Origin of the sequence: Leifsonia sp. NPDC056824 (assembly GCF_042789575.1) — a bacterium.
GTDB lineage: Bacteria > Actinomycetota > Actinomycetes > Actinomycetales > Microbacteriaceae > Leifsonia.
In genome coordinates, this window is the sequence record NZ_JBHUAV010000001.1 from 1,162,689 (window position 1) to 1,179,502 (window position 16,814).

General features: G+C 70.0%; 22 protein-coding genes and 1 tRNA gene. 8 read left to right on the forward strand and 15 right to left on the reverse strand.

The window, feature by feature from the left end; genetic code table 11:
* Position 1: 1 nt before the first annotated feature.
* Positions 2 to 595, reverse strand: a complete 594-nt coding sequence (locus ACFRFH_RS05860; RefSeq protein WP_382462050.1) for an FHA domain-containing protein — start codon at positions 593 to 595, stop codon at positions 2 to 4.
* The gene (locus ACFRFH_RS05865) at positions 592 to 1,305 is read right to left on the reverse strand and encodes an FhaA domain-containing protein (protein WP_382462051.1); all 714 of its coding nucleotides are present in this window, start codon (positions 1,303 to 1,305) and stop codon (positions 592 to 594) included. Before ACFRFH_RS05865 ends, ACFRFH_RS05860 begins: the two co-directional genes overlap by 4 nt.
* A 154-nt stretch (positions 1,306 to 1,459) precedes the next feature.
* Here ACFRFH_RS05865 and ACFRFH_RS05870 point away from each other — a divergent pair.
* From ACFRFH_RS05870 to ACFRFH_RS05880, 3 genes are all read left to right on the forward strand, one after another.
* Positions 1,460 to 1,543 (forward strand) — tRNA-Leu (locus tag ACFRFH_RS05870).
* A 162-nt stretch (positions 1,544 to 1,705) separates the two neighbouring features.
* On the forward strand, positions 1,706 to 3,283 hold the full coding sequence (locus ACFRFH_RS05875) for an FG-GAP repeat domain-containing protein (RefSeq protein ID WP_382462052.1): 1,578 nt from the start codon (positions 1,706 to 1,708) through the stop codon (positions 3,281 to 3,283).
* Positions 3,280 to 4,830, forward strand: coding sequence for an FG-GAP repeat domain-containing protein (locus ACFRFH_RS05880; RefSeq protein WP_382462053.1), 1,551 nt, complete (start codon positions 3,280 to 3,282; stop codon positions 4,828 to 4,830). Before ACFRFH_RS05875 ends, ACFRFH_RS05880 begins: the two co-directional genes overlap by 4 nt.
* Here the strand turns inward: ACFRFH_RS05880 and ACFRFH_RS05885 are convergent.
* Positions 4,820 to 6,022, reverse strand: coding sequence for an APC family permease (locus tag ACFRFH_RS05885; protein ID WP_382462736.1), 1,203 nt, complete (start codon positions 6,020 to 6,022; stop codon positions 4,820 to 4,822). The genes ACFRFH_RS05880 and ACFRFH_RS05885 overlap by 11 nt on opposite strands.
* Before the next feature lie 149 nt (positions 6,023 to 6,171).
* On the opposite strand from ACFRFH_RS05885, the gene ACFRFH_RS05890 reads away from it, so the two are divergent.
* Genes ACFRFH_RS05890 through ACFRFH_RS05900 form a run of 3 tightly spaced genes read left to right on the forward strand, consistent with a single transcriptional unit; the run spans position 6,172 to position 8,616 of the window.
* The gene (locus ACFRFH_RS05890) at positions 6,172 to 6,612 is read left to right on the forward strand and encodes a MarR family winged helix-turn-helix transcriptional regulator (protein WP_382457798.1); all 441 of its coding nucleotides are present in this window, start codon (positions 6,172 to 6,174) and stop codon (positions 6,610 to 6,612) included.
* The gene (locus ACFRFH_RS05895) at positions 6,609 to 8,015 is read left to right on the forward strand and encodes an MFS transporter (protein WP_382462054.1); all 1,407 of its coding nucleotides are present in this window, start codon (positions 6,609 to 6,611) and stop codon (positions 8,013 to 8,015) included. Before ACFRFH_RS05890 ends, ACFRFH_RS05895 begins: the two co-directional genes overlap by 4 nt.
* 37 nt (positions 8,016 to 8,052) lie before the next feature.
* Positions 8,053 to 8,616, forward strand: coding sequence for a hypothetical protein (locus ACFRFH_RS05900; RefSeq protein ID WP_382462055.1), 564 nt, complete (start codon positions 8,053 to 8,055; stop codon positions 8,614 to 8,616).
* Here ACFRFH_RS05900 and ACFRFH_RS05905 read toward each other — a convergent pair.
* The 3 genes from ACFRFH_RS05905 to ACFRFH_RS05915 all read right to left on the reverse strand — a co-directional run bounded on the left by ACFRFH_RS05905 (position 8,597) and on the right by ACFRFH_RS05915 (position 9,968).
* Entirely contained in the window at positions 8,597 to 9,160 is a 564-nt protein-coding gene (locus ACFRFH_RS05905; RefSeq protein WP_382462056.1) for a dihydrofolate reductase family protein, read from the reverse strand. The two genes, ACFRFH_RS05900 and ACFRFH_RS05905, sit on opposite strands and share 20 nt — an antisense overlap.
* 43 nt (positions 9,161 to 9,203) lie before the next feature.
* Entirely contained in the window at positions 9,204 to 9,428 is a 225-nt protein-coding gene (locus tag ACFRFH_RS05910; protein WP_382462057.1) for a hypothetical protein, read from the reverse strand.
* A 126-nt stretch (positions 9,429 to 9,554) separates the two neighbouring features.
* Entirely contained in the window at positions 9,555 to 9,968 is a 414-nt protein-coding gene (locus ACFRFH_RS05915; protein ID WP_382462058.1) for a MerR family transcriptional regulator, read from the reverse strand.
* 128 nt (positions 9,969 to 10,096) lie between these two features.
* On the opposite strand from ACFRFH_RS05915, the gene ACFRFH_RS05920 reads away from it, so the two are divergent.
* Positions 10,097 to 10,315: a hypothetical protein gene (locus ACFRFH_RS05920; RefSeq protein ID WP_345838728.1), complete on the forward strand. Its 219-nt coding sequence runs from the start codon at positions 10,097 to 10,099 to the stop codon at positions 10,313 to 10,315.
* Positions 10,316 to 10,337: 22 nt separating this feature from the next.
* On the opposite strand, the gene ACFRFH_RS05925 is transcribed toward ACFRFH_RS05920, so the two are convergent.
* The 5 genes from ACFRFH_RS05925 to ACFRFH_RS05945 all read right to left on the reverse strand — a co-directional run bounded on the left by ACFRFH_RS05925 (position 10,338) and on the right by ACFRFH_RS05945 (position 13,979).
* Positions 10,338 to 10,775 carry a MarR family winged helix-turn-helix transcriptional regulator gene (locus ACFRFH_RS05925; protein ID WP_382462059.1) on the reverse strand — a complete coding sequence of 146 codons (438 nt, stop codon included), beginning with the start codon at positions 10,773 to 10,775 and terminating at the stop codon, positions 10,338 to 10,340.
* Between the two features lie 56 nt (positions 10,776 to 10,831).
* Entirely contained in the window at positions 10,832 to 11,647 is an 816-nt protein-coding gene (locus tag ACFRFH_RS05930) for a shikimate 5-dehydrogenase (RefSeq protein ID WP_382462060.1), read from the reverse strand.
* Between the two features lie 22 nt (positions 11,648 to 11,669).
* Positions 11,670 to 12,329 carry a hypothetical protein gene (locus ACFRFH_RS05935; RefSeq protein ID WP_382462061.1) on the reverse strand — a complete coding sequence of 220 codons (660 nt, stop codon included), beginning with the start codon at positions 12,327 to 12,329 and terminating at the stop codon, positions 11,670 to 11,672.
* A 20-nt stretch (positions 12,330 to 12,349) separates the two neighbouring features.
* Complete coding sequence (locus tag ACFRFH_RS05940) at positions 12,350 to 12,997, reverse strand: hypothetical protein (protein WP_382462062.1); 648 nt, start codon at positions 12,995 to 12,997, stop codon at positions 12,350 to 12,352.
* A 331-nt stretch (positions 12,998 to 13,328) separates the two neighbouring features.
* Positions 13,329 to 13,979: a GntR family transcriptional regulator gene (locus ACFRFH_RS05945; RefSeq protein WP_382462063.1), complete on the reverse strand. Its 651-nt coding sequence runs from the start codon at positions 13,977 to 13,979 to the stop codon at positions 13,329 to 13,331.
* Between the two features lie 112 nt (positions 13,980 to 14,091).
* On the opposite strand from ACFRFH_RS05945, the gene ACFRFH_RS05950 reads away from it, so the two are divergent.
* Positions 14,092 to 14,772, forward strand: a complete 681-nt coding sequence (locus tag ACFRFH_RS05950) for a GntR family transcriptional regulator (protein ID WP_382462064.1) — start codon at positions 14,092 to 14,094, stop codon at positions 14,770 to 14,772.
* On the opposite strand, the gene ACFRFH_RS05955 is transcribed toward ACFRFH_RS05950, so the two are convergent.
* The 4 genes from ACFRFH_RS05955 to ACFRFH_RS05970 are packed head-to-tail and all read right to left on the reverse strand — an operon-like array spanning position 14,744 to position 16,788.
* A complete protein-coding gene (locus ACFRFH_RS05955; protein WP_382462065.1) occupies positions 14,744 to 15,283 on the reverse strand; it encodes a DUF6328 family protein in 540 nt (179 codons plus the stop codon). The genes ACFRFH_RS05950 and ACFRFH_RS05955 overlap by 29 nt on opposite strands.
* Positions 15,280 to 15,684 (reverse strand): hypothetical protein, encoded by a 405-nt coding sequence (locus tag ACFRFH_RS05960; RefSeq protein WP_382462066.1) that lies wholly within the window; start codon positions 15,682 to 15,684, stop codon positions 15,280 to 15,282. The genes ACFRFH_RS05955 and ACFRFH_RS05960 overlap by 4 nt, the downstream gene beginning before the upstream one ends.
* A 58-nt stretch (positions 15,685 to 15,742) precedes the next feature.
* Positions 15,743 to 16,048 (reverse strand): AzlD domain-containing protein, encoded by a 306-nt coding sequence (locus tag ACFRFH_RS05965; protein WP_382462067.1) that lies wholly within the window; start codon positions 16,046 to 16,048, stop codon positions 15,743 to 15,745.
* Positions 16,045 to 16,788 carry an AzlC family ABC transporter permease gene (locus ACFRFH_RS05970; RefSeq protein WP_382462068.1) on the reverse strand — a complete coding sequence of 248 codons (744 nt, stop codon included), beginning with the start codon at positions 16,786 to 16,788 and terminating at the stop codon, positions 16,045 to 16,047. Before ACFRFH_RS05970 ends, ACFRFH_RS05965 begins: the two co-directional genes overlap by 4 nt.
* Between the last annotated feature and the right edge of the window lie 26 nt (positions 16,789 to 16,814).

The window sequence follows — 16,814 nt, forward strand, 5'->3', positions numbered from 1 at the left end:
GTTACCGTCGCAGCTCGAATGTGGTCGTCCCGATCTTGATCGGGGTGTCGAGCGGGACCTGGGTCGGGACGGTGACGCGGCGGCCGTCGAGGAACGTGCCGTTGGTCGAGTCCAGATCCTGGATCATCCACTCGTCGTTCCACAGGAGCAGGCGGGCGTGGTGGGTGGAGGTGTAGTCGTCGCGGATGACCAGCCCGGACTCGCTGGACCGGCCGATGGTGATGGGGTCGCGGCCGAGCGCGAGCTCCGTGCCGGCGCGGGGTCCGGAGGTGAGGACGAGGCGGTGGGCCGTCTGCACGCTGGCCTTCGTGCCTCCCACTGCGGTGTTGGCGCCGGCCGGGAGGTTGGAGACGGGGGCGTGCTGCATGACCGGCTCCGTCGGCCCGGCGGGAGCGGGGACTGCGGCGGGGGAGGCGACGGGCGCTGCTGCCGGGGTCGGGAACGGCGAGGCGGCCGCCTGGGATTCCGGGAGCTTGCGCACGCGCTGGCCGAACAGGTCCGTGCGGAGGGCGTAGACGATGCCGAACACGAACAGCCACAGCAGCAGCAGGAAGCCGAACCGCAGCACCAGGAGGGTGAGCTCACTCGGGTTCACGAGGTGCTCCAGAAGTTGTCGCCCTGCGCGGAGCCGGGGGAGGGCGCCGCCTGCGGGAGCACCCGGAAGACGATACGGGTGCGGCCGATGGTGACGACGGAGTCGGGTTCGAGGATCGCCTTCTTCACCGGCTGCCCGTTCAGCTTCGATCCGTTGGTGGAGCCGAGGTCCTCCACCTGGGCGCGGTGGCCGTCCCAGGTGATCATGACGTGCCGGCGCGAGATGCCGGTGTCGTCGACCGTGATGTCGGCGTCCTGTCCGCGGCCGACGACCGTGCGGCCGCCGGTGAGCGGGTAGTGCCGGCCGTCGATGTCGAGCACCGGCGTCCAGGCGACGTCGCCCTTCACGTTCTCGGAGTCGATCTGGAGCATCCCCACGCTGATGTCGGGGTCCTCCCTGAGCTCGATGGAGAGCCCGCCGGCGAACGCGTAGTGCTGGCTGGTGGCGTGCTTCTGGGCGAACGCGACGAGCTCGTCGGTGAGCGCGGCCCCCATCGAGCTCATGCGCGTGTAGTCGGCTGCCGACATCCTCAGGATGAAGCGGTTCGGCGCCAGGACCCGGTCCCGCGAGACGACCGCCGCCTTGGTGTCCATCTCCTTGCGGATGGCGCTGGTGAGCTCCACGGGCTGCAGCCCGGAACGGAAGGTCTTTGCGAACGCGCCGTTGACGGCGCGCTCGAGCCCCCGCTCGAAGTTGTCCAGAATGCCCACTAGTCTCCCGCTCCCGGCTTGGCCAGCTACATGCATGTTAGTCGGAACCCCCTGGAAGACGACCCTGCACGGCTCCCTCACAGGTGAAGAGGGTTCTCAGGGGCTCCTGCGGATTCGTTCTCGGAGACGCTGTCGTGTTAGTCTTCCTGGGTTCGCGCGAGTGGCGGAATTGGCAGACGCGCTGGCTTCAGGTGCCAGTGCCCGCAAGGGCGTGGGGGTTCAAGTCCCCCCTCGCGCACGAACGAGAGGGTCGCCTCGACGGAATGTCGGGAGCGGCCCTTTCTGCTTCCCTGAAATGTCCCTCATTCAGGTGGCAGAACGACGGGTGCGCGAACACTAGAGTGATCGCGCCGGGCAGCGTGGATGCTCTCCGTGCCTGTTTTGCGCGGAGGGGGATGGCGTGGGGAGACTGCGTCTGCGGGTGGCGGTCGTCGCGATCGTGGCGGTGATCGCGGGGGTCGTGGGAGTGTCGGCGCCGGCGAGTGCGGCATCGATCGGGATATCCACTGTGGGATTGACGATCGACTGCACCACCCTGCACAGCGGCTATTACCAGTCGCTGCATGTGACCACGAGGTTCTGGGGCATGACCGCCGGCGCCCAATACACCGGGGATGTGCAGGTGACGTCTCCGCAGGCCACGATCGCGTTCGCTGCGCCGGTCGTCGCGGACACGCGGGGGTACGGCACGGTCGACACCACGGCAACCGGGACGTTCATCTCCGGCGGCGCCGCGGTCATCGAGCTCTACTCCGGGGGTACGCAGGTCCTCTCGCAGCAGGTGGGCCTCGGCTCGTGTGCCTCGGGGGTCACAGTCACCGGGAGCCTGACCGCTGAAGCGATCTGCCCGACGCGCTACCTCACGGACTTCGGCCAGGAGCAGGCCACGACGCGCCACGTCCACGGCACGCTCACCGGGTTCGTGCCCGCTGAGCCCTACACCTTCACCTTCAGCCAGTCCTCGCCCCTGACGACCGTCTCTGGCGTCGCGGACGCCACCGGGGCGGTGCAACTGGATTTCATGAGCGACAATCTGGAGGCGAGCACCTACGCCGGGGTCTACACGACGAGCCAGGCCCAAGGGGTGGCCTCCGCCGATATCGTCCAGACCGACCCGTGTCCCGCCATGCGGACCAAGTTCCCGGCTCCGGCCACCACGTCGGATATCCAGGGAGACGGGCTGTCCGACCTCGTGGCGATCGACTTCAGCGGACGGCTGCTCTACTACGAGAACGACTCCTGGCTGAGGATCAGCGGCCTCCCCTTCACCACCCCGACGGTCATCGGCTCGGGGTGGGGGCCGCAGCACGGCATCCGGATGCAGTCGATGGGCGATATGACGGGCGACGGTTACGCGGACCTCGTGGCCGTCCGCTCCGACGGGTCGCTTGTCGCGTACTACAACAACATCAAATCCAACCCGGGCCATATGCCGTTCAGCTCGGGCACGGTCATCGGCAGCGGTTGGCAGGGGTTTACGTCGATCACCCTCGGTGATGTCAACGGCGACGGGTTCGCCGATCTCATCGCGCGGAAGTCGGACGGCACTGTGTGGTTGTACCTGAACCACTTCCTCAGCAACCCCGGGCATCTCCCGTTCTCCTCCGGCGTTCCGATGACGATTCCCGGGCTCGGCCCCACCGACAGTTTCGTCGCGGCCGATGTGAACAGGGACGGCTACGCCGACATCGTGAGCTCCGCCGGCTGGACGAGCCTCAACCGGGCGCCCGCCGGGAGCCCGCAGATGTTCATCGACGCCAAGGGTCCGCAGAGCGGCATCCTCAACACCCTCGCCGCGGACGCTCCGCGGGCCGGGTGGGTCGCAGGAGTATTCAACTCCTGGTACATCGTGACCGGGGTGGTGATCGCCAACCCGAACGGCGACGGGTCCCTGCTCTACCTGGAGGGCCTGGGCTACTCCGGGACCGCGAAGGTGATCGGCTCCGGCTGGCAGACCATCCGGACGATTATCTCGTGATCGCGCAGCGCCGGGCGGCCCGGTTCGCAATCGCGCTCGTTGTCGCGCTGGCCGGCGTGATGGTGTCCGTGACGATGCCGGCGAGTGCCGCGACGACCATACAGGGGCAGGACCTGGTGGCGACAGTCGACTGCTCGTCGTTGCAGGGCGGCATGTACACAGCGCTGCACGTCACCGGATCCTTCTCCGGCCTCGGCGCGGGAGCCACCTACACGGCCGGGCTGTCGGTCGGAACCGCCGCCCAGCAGCCGGTGACCGCCGACTCCAGCGGCTCCGCAGTCCTGGACATGCCGCTGACGGGACAGTTCGCGGCCAGCAAGCAGATCGTGCTGACCCTCCGCACGGCGACCACCAACGTGTACCGCGCCGTCCTCACGACCAGCGCGTGCGCCTCCGGCGTCGCGGCGAGCGGACAGCTCACCGCCGACACGGTGTGCGCGATGCGCTACCTGACCGACACCGGCGCCATGGACGCGTCGTCGTTCCATGCGCACGGAACCCTGACCGGCTTCGTGCCGGGTCTCACGTACTGGCTGCAGAGCGATCCGAGTTCCCCGCAGTTCACCGCCGTCGCCGACGCGACGGGAGCGCTGACGTTCGATTTCACGTTCACCGGCAGCGCGACCGCCCTCACCACCCAGGTCTGGACGGGGAGCCAGGGGGTCCCGGTCGCGCAGGAGGCATTCGCCCTGGGCGATCCCTGTCCGGCGCTCGTCCAGGCTCCGAAGCCCGCCCGCCTCAGACACGACGGCGACATCAACGGCGACGGACTGGGTGACCTGCTCGCCGTCGACAAGAGCGGACGGCTCCTCCTCTACAAGAACGGGTCCCGCACGAATCCCGGCGGCCTCCCGTTCACGAACGGCACGGTCATCGGCTCCGGCTGGGGCTACGACTACGGGGCGAGCCCGATGGCGGAGGGTGACCTGACCGGGGACGGCTACGGCGAGGTGATCGCGCGCCGCCCCGACGGGACGCTTCTCGCCTACTACAACAACATGGGGTCGAACCCGGGCCACCTCCCCTACACGACGGGGACCGTGATCGGAACCGGATGGAACGCCTTCTGGCCGATCACGCTCGCGGACGTGAACGGCGACGGTTACGCCGACATCCTGGCAGAGAACTACAACGGGACCACCTGGCTGTACCTCAATCACTACCGTACGAACCCCGCGCAGCCCTTCACGACCGGAGTTCAACTCACGGCGGCGGGCATCCAGAATCTGGACGGCTTCCAGGCAGGCGATCTGAACGGGGACGGGTACGCCGACCTCATCGATCCTGCGCACTGGGTCGATCCCAACCGCACCCCCGCGGGAGGGTCGCCGTTCGCGCAGACCGTGCCGCTGAAGCCGGAGACGTTCTCCGCCGATGCCGGATGGACCCTGGGCGACTACGACGGGTCGGGAAAGGACGGGATGCTCATCGCCAACCCGTTCGGCGACGGCACCCTGCGGTACGCGCCGAACCCGATGGAAGCGTCCGTGCAGGGCGGTACGGTGATCGGCTCCGGCTGGCAGGCGATCTACCAGATCATCTCCTGAGGCGCGAAGCCACCCGCAACCGCGCGAACCGGTAGACGGCCCCCACCGCGAGCACGACGACGCCCGCGACGATCGACCCCACCGGCAGCGTCACCACGAGCACGAGGCATCCCGCAGCGCCCAGGACCGCCAGCACCTGCGGGTAGCGCCGCTGCGCCCGTTCCTGGGTCCAGGCCGACAGGTTCGCGACGACGTAATAGAGGAGTACCCCGAACGACGAGAAGCCGATCGCGCCGCGGAGGTCGGTCACCGCGACGAGCACGCAGACCACGAGCCCGAGCGCGAGTTCGGCGCGATACGGGACGCGGAAGCGCGGGTGCACGGCAGCGAACCAGCCGGGGAGGTCGCGGTTGCGGGCCATCGCGAGGCTCGTCCGCCCGATGCCGGCGATCATCGCCAGCAGAGCGCCGAGCGCCGCGGCGGCCGCGCCGATCCGGATCACGAGCCCCGGCAGGTGCGCTCCAGTCGTGTCCGCGACCGCGCTCAGCGGGGCCGGCGCCGCCGCGAGTCCCGCCGGGCCGAGGGCGTGCAGGGCGGAGACGGCGACGAGCGCGTACACGACCAGCGCGATGGTGAGGGCGGTCGTGATCGCCCGCGGGATGGTGCGAGCAGGGTCGACGACCTCCTCGCCCATCGTGGCGATCCGGGCGTAGCCAGCGAACGCGAAGAAGAGGAAGCCGGCCGACTGGAGGGCGCCGTAGACCGTGGGCGTGGTGCCGGGGGCGGCGGCGCTCGCCGCGGTGTGGGTGAAGCCGATCACCACGGCAACGGTGAGCGCGAAGAGGGCCACCCCGACCAGGATGCGGGTGAGGAGCGCCGTCCGCGTGATCCCGAGCGTGTTGACGAGCGTCAGCACCACGACCGCGAGGATGGCGACGGGCTTCACCCAGGCGGCCGGCACCGCGTAGGTGGCGAACGTGATCGCCATCGCGGCCGAGCTGGCGGTCTTGCCGACCACGAACGACCAGCCGGCGATGAACCCTGGCCACTCGCCCAGCCGCTCCCGCCCGTAGACGTACGTGCCGCCGGAGGTCGAGTACTGGGCTGCGAGCTGCGCGGAGGAGGTGGCGTTGCAGAAGGCGATGAATCCGGCGATGACCAGCCCCACCAGCAGCCCGACGCCGGCAGCCGCGGCCGCCGGGGCGAACGACGCGAAGATCCCGGCGCCGATCATGGAGCCGAGGCCGATCATCACGGCGTCGCCGAGGGTGAGCCGCCGAGCGAGCGCGCCGGGTGGCGGGGAGGCGGGGGTGGTCACGGGCGGCAGCCTAGTCGCCGTGCGTGAATCGCAATTAGACAGTTCCAACTGCACAGTTACAACTGAACAGCTAGACTGTCAATATGCCCGATCCTTCCGCCTCCTCCATCCGCGCGGCCCTCGACCTCCGGGTCGCCTTCGCCCGGCTCCGCCGGCGGCTGCGCGAGGTGGCGACCGAGCCCGCGGGTCTCAGCGCGCAGCAGTCGTCCGCGCTGGCGCGCATCGGCAAGGGCGAGGGCAACACGGCTTCCCGTCTGGCGGAGCTGGAGGGCGTGCGCCCGCAGTCGATGGCCACCACCATCGCGTCGCTCGAGGAGCTCGGCCTCGTCGTCCGCACGCCCGACCCCACCGACGGCCGGCGGCAGCTCGTCTCGCTGACCGACGCGGGCCGGGAGGCCGAGAGCGGCAACCTGGACGCCCGGCGCGAGTGGCTCGTGCAGGCGATGGAGGAGCGGCTCACCGAGGAGGAGCGTCAGACCGTGCTCGCCGCGACGGTGCTCATCGACAAGCTGGTGAGCGCGTGATCGACCTGATCGCCGCCAAGCCAGGCCCCGTCGACCGGTTCGACCGGCGGCTGCTCGCGCCGATGATGATCGGCGCCGTGCTCAACCCGGTCAACTCGTCGATCATCGCGGTCGCGCTCGTGCCCATCGCCACCGCGCTCGGCGCACCGGCGTCCGAGACGGCGTGGCTGGTGTCCTCCCTCTACCTGGCGACCTCGATCGGGCAGCCGCTCGTCGGCCGGCTGGTGGACATGTTCGGGCCGCGGCGACTGTCCATCGCCGGCGCGATCCTCACCGGGCTGGCGGGCGTGATCGGCGTGTTCGCCCCGAACATCGCGGTCCTGGTGATCGCGCGCGTCATCCTCGGCTTCGGCACCTGCGCCGGCTATCCGGCGGCCATGTACCTCATCCGTAGCGAGGCGACCCGCACCGGGATGCGGAGCCCGGCCGGCGTGCTGACCGCGCTGTCGGTGACGACCCAGACCATCGCGGTGATCGGGCCGACGCTCGGCGGCCTCCTCATCCAGGTGGGCGGCTGGCGAGCGACGTTCGCCGTGAACATCCCGCTGGCGATCGCGTCGCTCGTGCTCAGCCTGCTCTTCCTCCCGAAGTCGACGGCGCTGGACGCGACCCGGCCGGCGCGCGGACGGCTCGACTACCTCGGCGTCGCGCTGTTCGCGGGCACGCTGGTGAGCCTCCTGCTCTTCCTGATGAACATCCACCTCGCGCAACTCTGGCTGCTCGGGCTCGCTGCCGTGTTCGGTGCGGCCTTCGCGCTCTGGGAGCTGCGCCGCCCTGACCCGTTCATCGACGTGCGCGTGTTCGCGGGCAACATCCCGCTGCTGGTCACCTACGCGCGCGCCGTGCTCGCGGCGACCGTCTCGTACTGCTACCTCTACGGGTTCACGCAGTGGCTGGAGGGCGGCCGGGGCCTGTCGCCGGCGGCCGCTGGACTCATCCTGCTGCCGACCTTCGCGGTCGGGATCGTGGTCGCGTCACTGTTCGGGCGCAAGCCGGAGATCCGCTGGAAGCTCATCGTGGGCGCGGCCGGTCAGATCGTGATGGCGGTGCTGCTGCTCCTGGTCGGAGCGGAGGCCGCGATCTGGTTCCTCGTGCTCATCGCGATCGTCACAGGAATCCCGCAAGGGCTGGTGAGCCTCGCCATCCAGAACACGCTCTACCACCAGGCCGACCCGGCGAGGATGGGCGCGACATCGGGACTGCTGCGCACTTTCATGTACCTGGGCGCGATGCTCGCCTCGGCGGCGACCGGAGCCTTCTTCCACACGACGGCGGACACCGGCGGCCTGCACGACCTGGCCTGGTTCATGCTCGGCGCGGGCGGGCTGTTCCTGGCGATCACGCTCGTGGACCGCTCCCTGCGCCGGGTGGACCGGCTCGCGACCGGCGCGAGTGGCGACTGATCGGCGGTCGATTGCCGCTGCGCCGTAGAATCCTCTCGTGTCCGAGGACGTCCCGGTGCTGAGCGAGCCGCTCTTCGACGTGTTCGCGAGCGGGAGCTGGATCTTCCTGCCCGCCGGTCCCGCGCGCGGCATCGCGACCGAGCTGGACGCCGAGATCCTCGACGAGCAGTTCTCCTGGTGCGAGAACCCGCACCTCGGCGAAGGCGCCGGGCTGCTCGTCCTCACCTCCGCCATCAACGGCTGGATGCTGCTGCACGGCGCCAGCGAGACGGTCGGCTGGGCCGCCGGCCTCCTCAGCGAGCAGCGTGACCTCTACCGGGCGACGATCGACGTGCGGCTGCCGGCAATGAGCTGGAGCTTCCTGGAGCGCGGAGCGCCGACCCGCTCGGTCTCGGTGGAGCTGGGCGACGACGGCGACCTGGTGACCCGCACCTCCGGCCACCCGCTCCCGTTCGAGTCGGACGGCGTGCACCTCCCCGGCACGGGCAGCGGGTACGACGCCTTCTTCTACCCGGTCGCCATCCTCGGCGAGCACGGCGTGACGCTCCACGACCTGGAGGTCGCGCTCGACCGGCCCAGCGTCACGCTGCGGGTGCGCTGACCCGGTAGCGCAGCATCACCGTCCCGGACGGGAACGCGTGCTCCTCCAGCAGTTCGAGGTCGAGCATGAGATCGGTCGGCAGCGCGGCAGTTCCGCCGCCGACGGAAACGGGGACGAGATAGAGCACGACCTCGTCGACCAGTCCGGCACGGAAGGCCTCCGCTGCGAGCGTCGGGCCACCGATCGACACGTCGCCGGGTGCGGCCTCCACCAGCGCGCGGACGGCGGCCGGATCGAACACCGGCTCGACCGTCGTGCGCGGCGTCGTGACACCGGTGAGCGACGACGAGTACACGATCTTGTCGGCGTCGCGCCAGATGTCCGCGTACTCGCGCATGACCGCGGGCTCGTCGCCGGAGCCGATGTCCTGCCACACATGCATGGTCTCGAACATCCGACGGCCGTAGAGATAGGTGCCGATGCCGCGCTCGCGGGCGTTGACGGCGGCGTGCACCTCCTCGTCGGGTGTGGCCCAGTCGAACGAGCCGGAGGTGTCGACGGTGTAGCCGTCGAGGGACGCGAGAGCCGAGAAGACGAGCGACATGCGGCGACTCTAGGCCTTCGGGGCGCCGGAGGGCAGGGTCGGCTCAGTGCGGGAGGAGCACGGCCAGCGCCCGCAGCTCGTTCCCGAAGACCAGCGGCACGACCACGTCGAGCACGAATCCGATCACGAGAACCAGCGACGCGGCGCCGGCCGCGAGGATGACCAGCGTGGAGAGCAGCCTCAGGTAGGCGTTGTCCGCCACCTCCGCGAGCGTTCCCCGTGCCCGCACCAGGCCCCCCTGGTGGTGGCGGTGCTCCAGCGTGGTCATCGTCTCCCCCCTCCTCGGCCGGCCCCTCGTCCGGCTGACGGGTGGCCGTCCGCCGGACGGCGCGGCCACGACGTCAAGTCAAGCGGGGGAGGGGTCAGGGGGCATCGGTCGATGGTCGGGAGGGGGTCATCCCGTGGGATGATCTCCGGCCACCGTGCAGCCATAGCCGGTGTCGGGCGCCGGTGGCACGTCGCCGGCCGCCGAGGCGAGGCGCCGGGTGAGCTGCTCGCGGCGTGCCTCCAGGACTGCGATCGCCGCCTCGACCTCGGCGAGGCCGTCGAGGTACGCGGCGACGGAGGCGGGGCACTCGTCGCTGCGGGCGTGGCCCGAGCCGAGGCAGGCGATGAAGGGCGCGGCCTTCCCCGGCGGGATGCCGGTGGCCGCCAGCTCGCGGATCTCCCTGACCGCGCGCAGCTGGGCGTCGTCGTAGTCGCGGTAGCCGTTCGGCAGCCGCCCGGGCGCGACGAGTCCGAGGCGCTCGTAGTAGCGGACGGCCTTCACCGTCACGCCGGCGCGGCCGGCCAGCTCGCCGATCTGCATGTTCCACCTCGCGGAGCCGGGGATGATTCGCTCGCCGTCAGCGTAAACCCTGACCCCGAGGTCATGGTCGAATCGCGCTACACTATTAGTTAGTGCCCTAACTATTAAAGCAAGGTAGGAGAGTCGAGATGTCCGGTCGCTTCGCGCAGTGGTACGCGAACTGGAACGCCAAGCTGATCCGCGTGGCCGGTCCCGCGCAGCTCGGCGCCGGGCATCCCGAAGGCCCCGACCTCCGCTCGCCGGCCGCGCCGTGCCCGATCTGCGGGCACCCGATGACGGAGCACTCCGTGCTGCGGCCCGAGGGCCAGCGCGACGCCAGCCGGCTGGTGTGCCCGATCGCCGCCTGAGCCCCATCGCCGCCGGACGCGCTCAGGACTCCCGGACGGCCGCCGCGATGATCGTCCGCAGGCTCTCGCGCAGGTTCAGGATGTCGTCGACCGGCAGGCCGAGCCGTTCCACGATCCGCGGCGGGATCTTCTCCGCCTCGGCGCGCAGGTCGCGCCCGGCGCGGGTGAGGGTGACCTCCAGCGCGCGTTCGTCGGTAGAGCTCCTCCTGCGTTCGACGTAGCCGTTCGCCTCCAGCCGCTTGAGCAGCGGGGAGAGGGTGGCCGGCTCGAGCTGCAGTGCGTCGCTGAGCTCCTTCACCGACCGCGGCTCGCGCTCCCAGAGGGCGAGCATCACCAGGTATTGCGGGTGGGTCAGGTTGAGCGGCTCCAGCACGGGCCGGTACAGGGCGATCACGCTGCGGGCGGCGACGGCGAGGCCGAAGCAGACCTGATTCTCCAGGGCGAGGAGGTCTTCGGGCACATCGGTAAGTCTAGGCGTCGGCCCGGCCATGCTGCCTGATCACTCGGTCTGCCTGATCACTCGGCCCGGGAGAACTCGGAGGCCCGCGTCACCTGGTCCGGGGTGAGCGCGACCCCGGTGTACCGCTCGAACTGCCGCGCCGCCTGCAGGGCGATGACCTCCGCTCCGGTGATCAGCCGCTTGCCCGCCGCCCGTCCCGCCGCAACGAGCGGCGTCTCGGACGGGAACGCGACGACGTCGAAGACGACGGACGAGCGCTCCACGAACGCGTCGCCGAACGACAGCGCGGACTCGTCGGTTCCGCGCATCCCGAGCGGGGTGACGTTCACGATCACGTCGAAGTCCGGCTCAGGCTCGCTCGCCGTCCAGGTGTACCCGTACTTGCGGGCCAGCGCCGTGCCGGCCTCCTCGTTGCGGGCAAGCACCGTCAGGTCGTCGAACCCGGCGCCGCGGAACGCCGCCACGACCGCCTTGGCCATGCCGCCCGACCCGCGCACGACGACGCGCGACACGGGATCGACCGCGTGCTCGGAGAGGAGCAGGGCGACCGCCTCGTAGTCGGTGTTGGAGGCCGTGAGCAGGCCGTCCTCGTTGACCACGGTGTTGACCGACTCGATCGCCAGCGCCGACGGCTCCAGGTTGTCGACCAGCGGGATGATGGCCTCCTTGAACGGCATCGACACCGAGCAGCCGCGGACGCCGAGCGCCCGGATGCCGCGGACGGCGCCCTCCAGGTCGTCGGTGGTGAACGCCTTGTAGACGAAGTTCAGCCCGAGCTCGTCGTACAGGAAGTTGTGGAACCGCGTGCCGATGTTGCTGGGGCGGCCGGAGAGCGAGATGCAGACCTGCATGTCCTTGTTCAGGATGGGCATGGGTCCATTGTCGCAGGGCGGCTCAGAGCGCGGAGAAGGGACCCGTCACCACGTAGGCGGCGCCGAGCTCTGCCTGGACATCGGCGACGAGTGATGGGATGGCGGACCCCCAACGCTCGTGTGCAGCCGGGTCGTCCCACTCCAGGAGCGGAGCCTGATGTTCCTCCCAGTCGCGATTCCACGCCACGAGTCGCGCTTGCAGGCTGATCGAAAGGCCCCAGTCATCCGGGGACAACCGGCCGTCGCCCGGTGCGCGGAGAAGAGGTGCGGTCGAGAGGTACTCGGGTCCCAGGCGGACATGGATTCGTCCGTCCAGGTCCACGGGAGCCTCACCGGTGTACGGACTACGGCGCGGGTGCGGCCCGACCGGCTCAGAGCGGGGTGGGGGCGTGGACACGTCGCCGTAGGGAAGTGCATAGCCCTCGCCTACGTCGAACGACGGCCCGAGCTCGAAGCGCAGGTCGGCAGCGAGCCGGCTCCCCTCCGCGAGCCACAGCACCGCGACGCGACCATCGTCCCAGCCGGCACCCGGACGGTAATGCTCGGACCACCGCCGCCACCAGCACACGAGTCTCCGTGTCAGCCCGGCCGAGACCGCCTCAGGACCCGGTGCGACCTCGCCTTCCGGCTCCCACAGCGGCCACGGCCCGTCCCAATCGGGGAACAGGCGTAGATGGCGCACGATGTGATTCTCGCTCAGGTTCAGCCGGAGCAGTAGGACTGCCCGTCACGAAGAGGGAAAGCCGTTATCACCCGGTCATTCGTCAGCGAGATGATCGTCCGGATGTCATACGCATCGAGAAGGACGCCGTATTGGTTGTAGAAGCCCATCTTGATGACAAGGCATCGCTTGCCGCCGGATTGATCCTGCGCGAAATCGGGGACCATCAGAGCATTGGCGACAGCCGCGTTCATGAGGTCGTCCCAGGAGACATTCGGGAACAGCCCGGATGGCGTAATCGTGTTCAGCCTGGACTGCCAGAGCTGTTCTTTCTCAGCCCGGATGTGCTTATAGCCGAATGACTCGGCAGTCCCGCAACGGAGTCGCTTCGTCTGAGGGATGCCATTCCAGAAGTGCACGTACTCCCGGATGACCATCTCGGAGTCGTTGATCGTGAAGCACTGTACCCACTGAGGGAAATCGATCAGCCGAGAGTTCGGGCTCCCTGCTGGTGGCGAAGCGGATAGGCCGGAGGACGCGAGCTCATCCGGCCTATATCGCTGATTCCCCACCGTGATCCAGCCGAGGGATTCGTTTCGGGGAGGCTCGGGCGGCGGGGCAGCGGCGGTGAGCACGGCGAGACACGCGATCGCACTGGCAACGCTCATCACTACTGGACGGATCTTCATCGACTCTCCAAACATAGAAATAAACATTTCATACGTTACACAAGGAGAGTGCAGGGCACACCCGTACCCGGTCAAGCAGGCCATCCAGATGGTCAAGGACGTGCGGCGGGCAAGAATCCGGCCGCGAACGACGACAAGCCAGAGCAGAAGGCCGGTCCCCGTTCAGGACCGGCCTTCCGTGTCCCCCCTGGACAGTTCCCCCCGGACTTTCCCCTCTGGCGGCCTTGGTCTCACGCTAGGACGCAGGCGGGATGGCGGCATCAGGGCCACCACGGATATCCGTACCCGTGGTGACCCTGATCGCCGGCCGGGGTTCCGGGGCGAAGTGGGGTCACAGCGTCGTGAGGACGTCCCCGATCCGCGTCACGTAGCCGTCGATGAGCGTGACCGCTGCGGGACCGTCACGGCGTGCCGTGGCCTCGCGGAGATCGCGGGCGAAGCGCTCGAGGGCGAGCGGGTCGAGGTGGCCGTGCAGCTTGCGGCCGAGCCGCCGGACCTGGGGGAGGACGTTGCCGAGCGTGCGGATGCGGACGGCGTTGTCCTCGATCCGCGCGAACGCCACGACGAGTTGCGAGAACACGGTGACGAGCCGAGGGGCGTCGTCGTTCGCCGCCGCCGCGACGAGCTCGGCCTGGATGTCGCCGATCAGCTCGTCGTCGTCGGCCTCCCAGAGCGGGAGCCCGCGCAACGCGGCGCCGGCCCACAGGTCGCCGGCGACCTGCACGGACTCGAGGACGCCGCGGATGTCGAACCGGGCGACGCGCGTGAAGCGGTTGCGCTCCATCTCGACGAGGCCCTGCTCGGCGAGCCGATCGAGCGCGTGGCGGATGGGGGTGCGGGAGATCCCCAGCCACTCGACGAGGTCGGCGTCGCGGAGGCGTTCACCCGGCTCGAGGGTGCCGTCCATGATGGCGGCTTCGATGCGCACGTAGGCCTCTTCGGAGAGGGAGATGCGGGCGACGTGGTCAGTGGGCATGGGCATGGTCGGGTGCTCCTGGGTCGGGGGGTGGAACGAGCGGGTTGCTCTGGTCAGATGCTTACTGGTAATCTATAAATATACCAGAGCAAAACTGAGTTCATGAAACGAGTCCCCCATGACCCTCGAAGAACTCCGCGCGCGCTTCCCCTCGCTCGCGGCCGACCGGCGCCTCCTCCGCAATGATGTCTACGCGGTCCTCCTCGCCGGCATCATCACCGGAGACCTCGCACCAGGCGAGCGCCTCAAAGACGGAGAGCTCACCGAAGCGCTCCGCGTCTCGCGCACCCCGGTGCGGGAGGCGATAGGAAGGCTGCAGCAGGTCGGCCTGATCCGCACCGCCCCCAACCGCTACACCCTGGTGTCGCCCCTCGAGATCCGCGAGATCGTCGACGTCGTCGGCGTGCTGCGGCTCCTCATGCCCCCGGCGATCCGCCACGCGGTCAACGGCGTCGACGTGGACACGGAACTGGAGCTGACGGTCGTGGCCGAGCGGCTCGATCGGGAGGCCGAAGGGGCGGGCGACGCGTCGCCGATCGACGCGTTCCAGCGCTCGACGGCGGCCATCCTGGCCGTGATCCCCGACCGCGTGCTCGCCGAGACGATCGAGAACCTCATCCCGCGCTTCGTCCGCTACGTCACACTGTCGGACGAGGGCGCGGCGGCGGTTTCGCGGGAGCGGGTCCTCGACTTCGTCCGGGCCGTGGTCCTGGGCGACGAGAGGGCGGTGGGCGTCCTGGAGGAGGTGTTCCTCGAGCTCGCCGAGGTGCTCAGTCCGCGCGTCGGCGGAGCCGCCTGAGCACAGCCGCCGGGAACACCAGCAGCAGGAGCACCAGCACCAGCAGGATCCCGACGCCCGCGGCGATCGCCGCGGTGAGGCCCAGCGTCACGTCGAAGACGAAGAACACCACTCCGGAGGTCAGCAGGGCCACGAGGCCCAGCGTGATCCTCAGCAGCCGGTTGGCGATCGCGACGGACTGCGCCTTCTCGTGATGCCGGAAGAGCTGGCGGTGCAGCGCCACCGGCGCGAGCCCGAGCGCGGTGCTGCCGGCGGCGAGCACGACGAGGACCAGGTAGAAGCCGACCTGGAACGCGTCCAGCGTGCCGAAGCGCGCCTGGAACGCGATCGCGAGCAGGAAGCCGCTGATGAGCTGGGTGCCCGTCTGGGTCACCCGGAGCTCCTGCAGGATCTCGTTCCAGTTGCGGTCGGCGCGCTGCGTGGCCGACTCCGGGCGCCCGTCGCCCGGGTCGATGTCGTCCCGGGCCGGCGGCTGCGGGTCCCGCGGCTGCGGCTCCGGCGGCTGGCTCATCGCTCCATCGTCGTCCGGGGAGGAGACCCACGCAATGGGTGGACTCCCTGCGCCGCCAGTGCCGCGCGGTAGAACCGCACGAGTTCGGCGGCGCTGGGCCGCTTCGCCGCCATCGTCGCCGTGTCCGACCTCCGGGCGGCCATGTGGTGCCGCCACGACTCGGCGGCGCACCGGTGGTCCCACGCGACGGCCGCCGCGGCCTCCAGCGTTCGGCACCAGCCGATGAGCTCCCGGCCGTCCGAGCCCGGCGCCCAGGTGACGACGCGGTACCAGACGTCGGGCCGGTTCAGGTCGCCGAACGCGAACCGCCGGACGACCGCGTACGGCGTCCCGAGCGCACCCTGGCTCAGCACCCATTCCGACGGCTGCGCGTTCGCCACGGGATGCCAGGATACGGTCACGTCAGAACGTTAGAGACGGCCGCCGACACCGCGTCCCGGCCCACGGCGGCGCCCGGCGTCAGGTCAGCAGCCGGATGAGTGCCGCGACGACGGCGGCCGCAGGCACCACCACGATGAACGGCACGCGCAGCGCGTACAGCCCCGCGGCGATGGCGACCGCGGGGAGTCGCGCGTCCAGATGCAGGGACTGCCCGGCGCCGAAGGTCTGCACGCAGATCAGCGCGGCGAGCAGGGCGGCCGTCAGCAGGTCGCTCGTGCGCGCGACCACCGGGTGGTCGAGAGCCTTGGGCGGGACGAGCCAGCCCACGGCCTTGAGCGCGAGCACGGCGATCGAACCGAGCAGGATGATGTTCCAGGTCGTCACGGCTCGACCTCCCGTTCCATCGGGATCGGGTCGGGATGCGGCCGGTCGTCGCCCCGGCCGAACAGGTTGAGGACGCCGAACACGATCGCGACGACCGCTGCCGCGAGCACGGGCAGGCCCGGCATGAGGACGGGCGTCAGGAGGGTCGCAACGAATCCGGCGGCGACGGCGACCGCCTGGGTCTGGCGCGCCCTCAGCCGTGGCCAGAGGAGTCCGAGGAACGCCGCGGCCGCCGCCGCGTCCAGGCCGTACGCCTTCACGTCGCCGATCAGGTTGCCGAGGAGCGCCCCGGCGAGGGTCATCAGGTTCCAGCCGAGGTAAACGACGAGTCCGGTCACCCAGAACCCGATGCGCTGTGCGCGCGGCTCGGTCTGGGCGGTGGCGACCGCGGTGGACTCGTCGATGGTGAGCTGGGTGGCCGCGGTCCGCCTCCAGAAACCGGGGCCGATGATGCGCGACAGGCGCAGCGCGTAGAAGGAGTTGCGCACGCCGAGGAGGGCGGCGGAGGCGATGGCCGTGCCGCCGGCGGCGACCCCGCCCGACGCGAGCACGCCGATGAGGGCGAACTGCGAGCCGCCGCTGAACATGACGAGGCTGAGGACGCACGCCTGCCACACGTCCAGTCCCGACGCGGTCGCGAGCGCGCCGAACGAGATGCCGTACAGCGCCGTCGCGACGCCGACCGCCCAGCCGGAGCGGGCGGCGGCGCGCTCCTGTTCGGTGCGGGGTCGGCGTGCCATTCTGACGAGACTAGCGGGCCGGGATG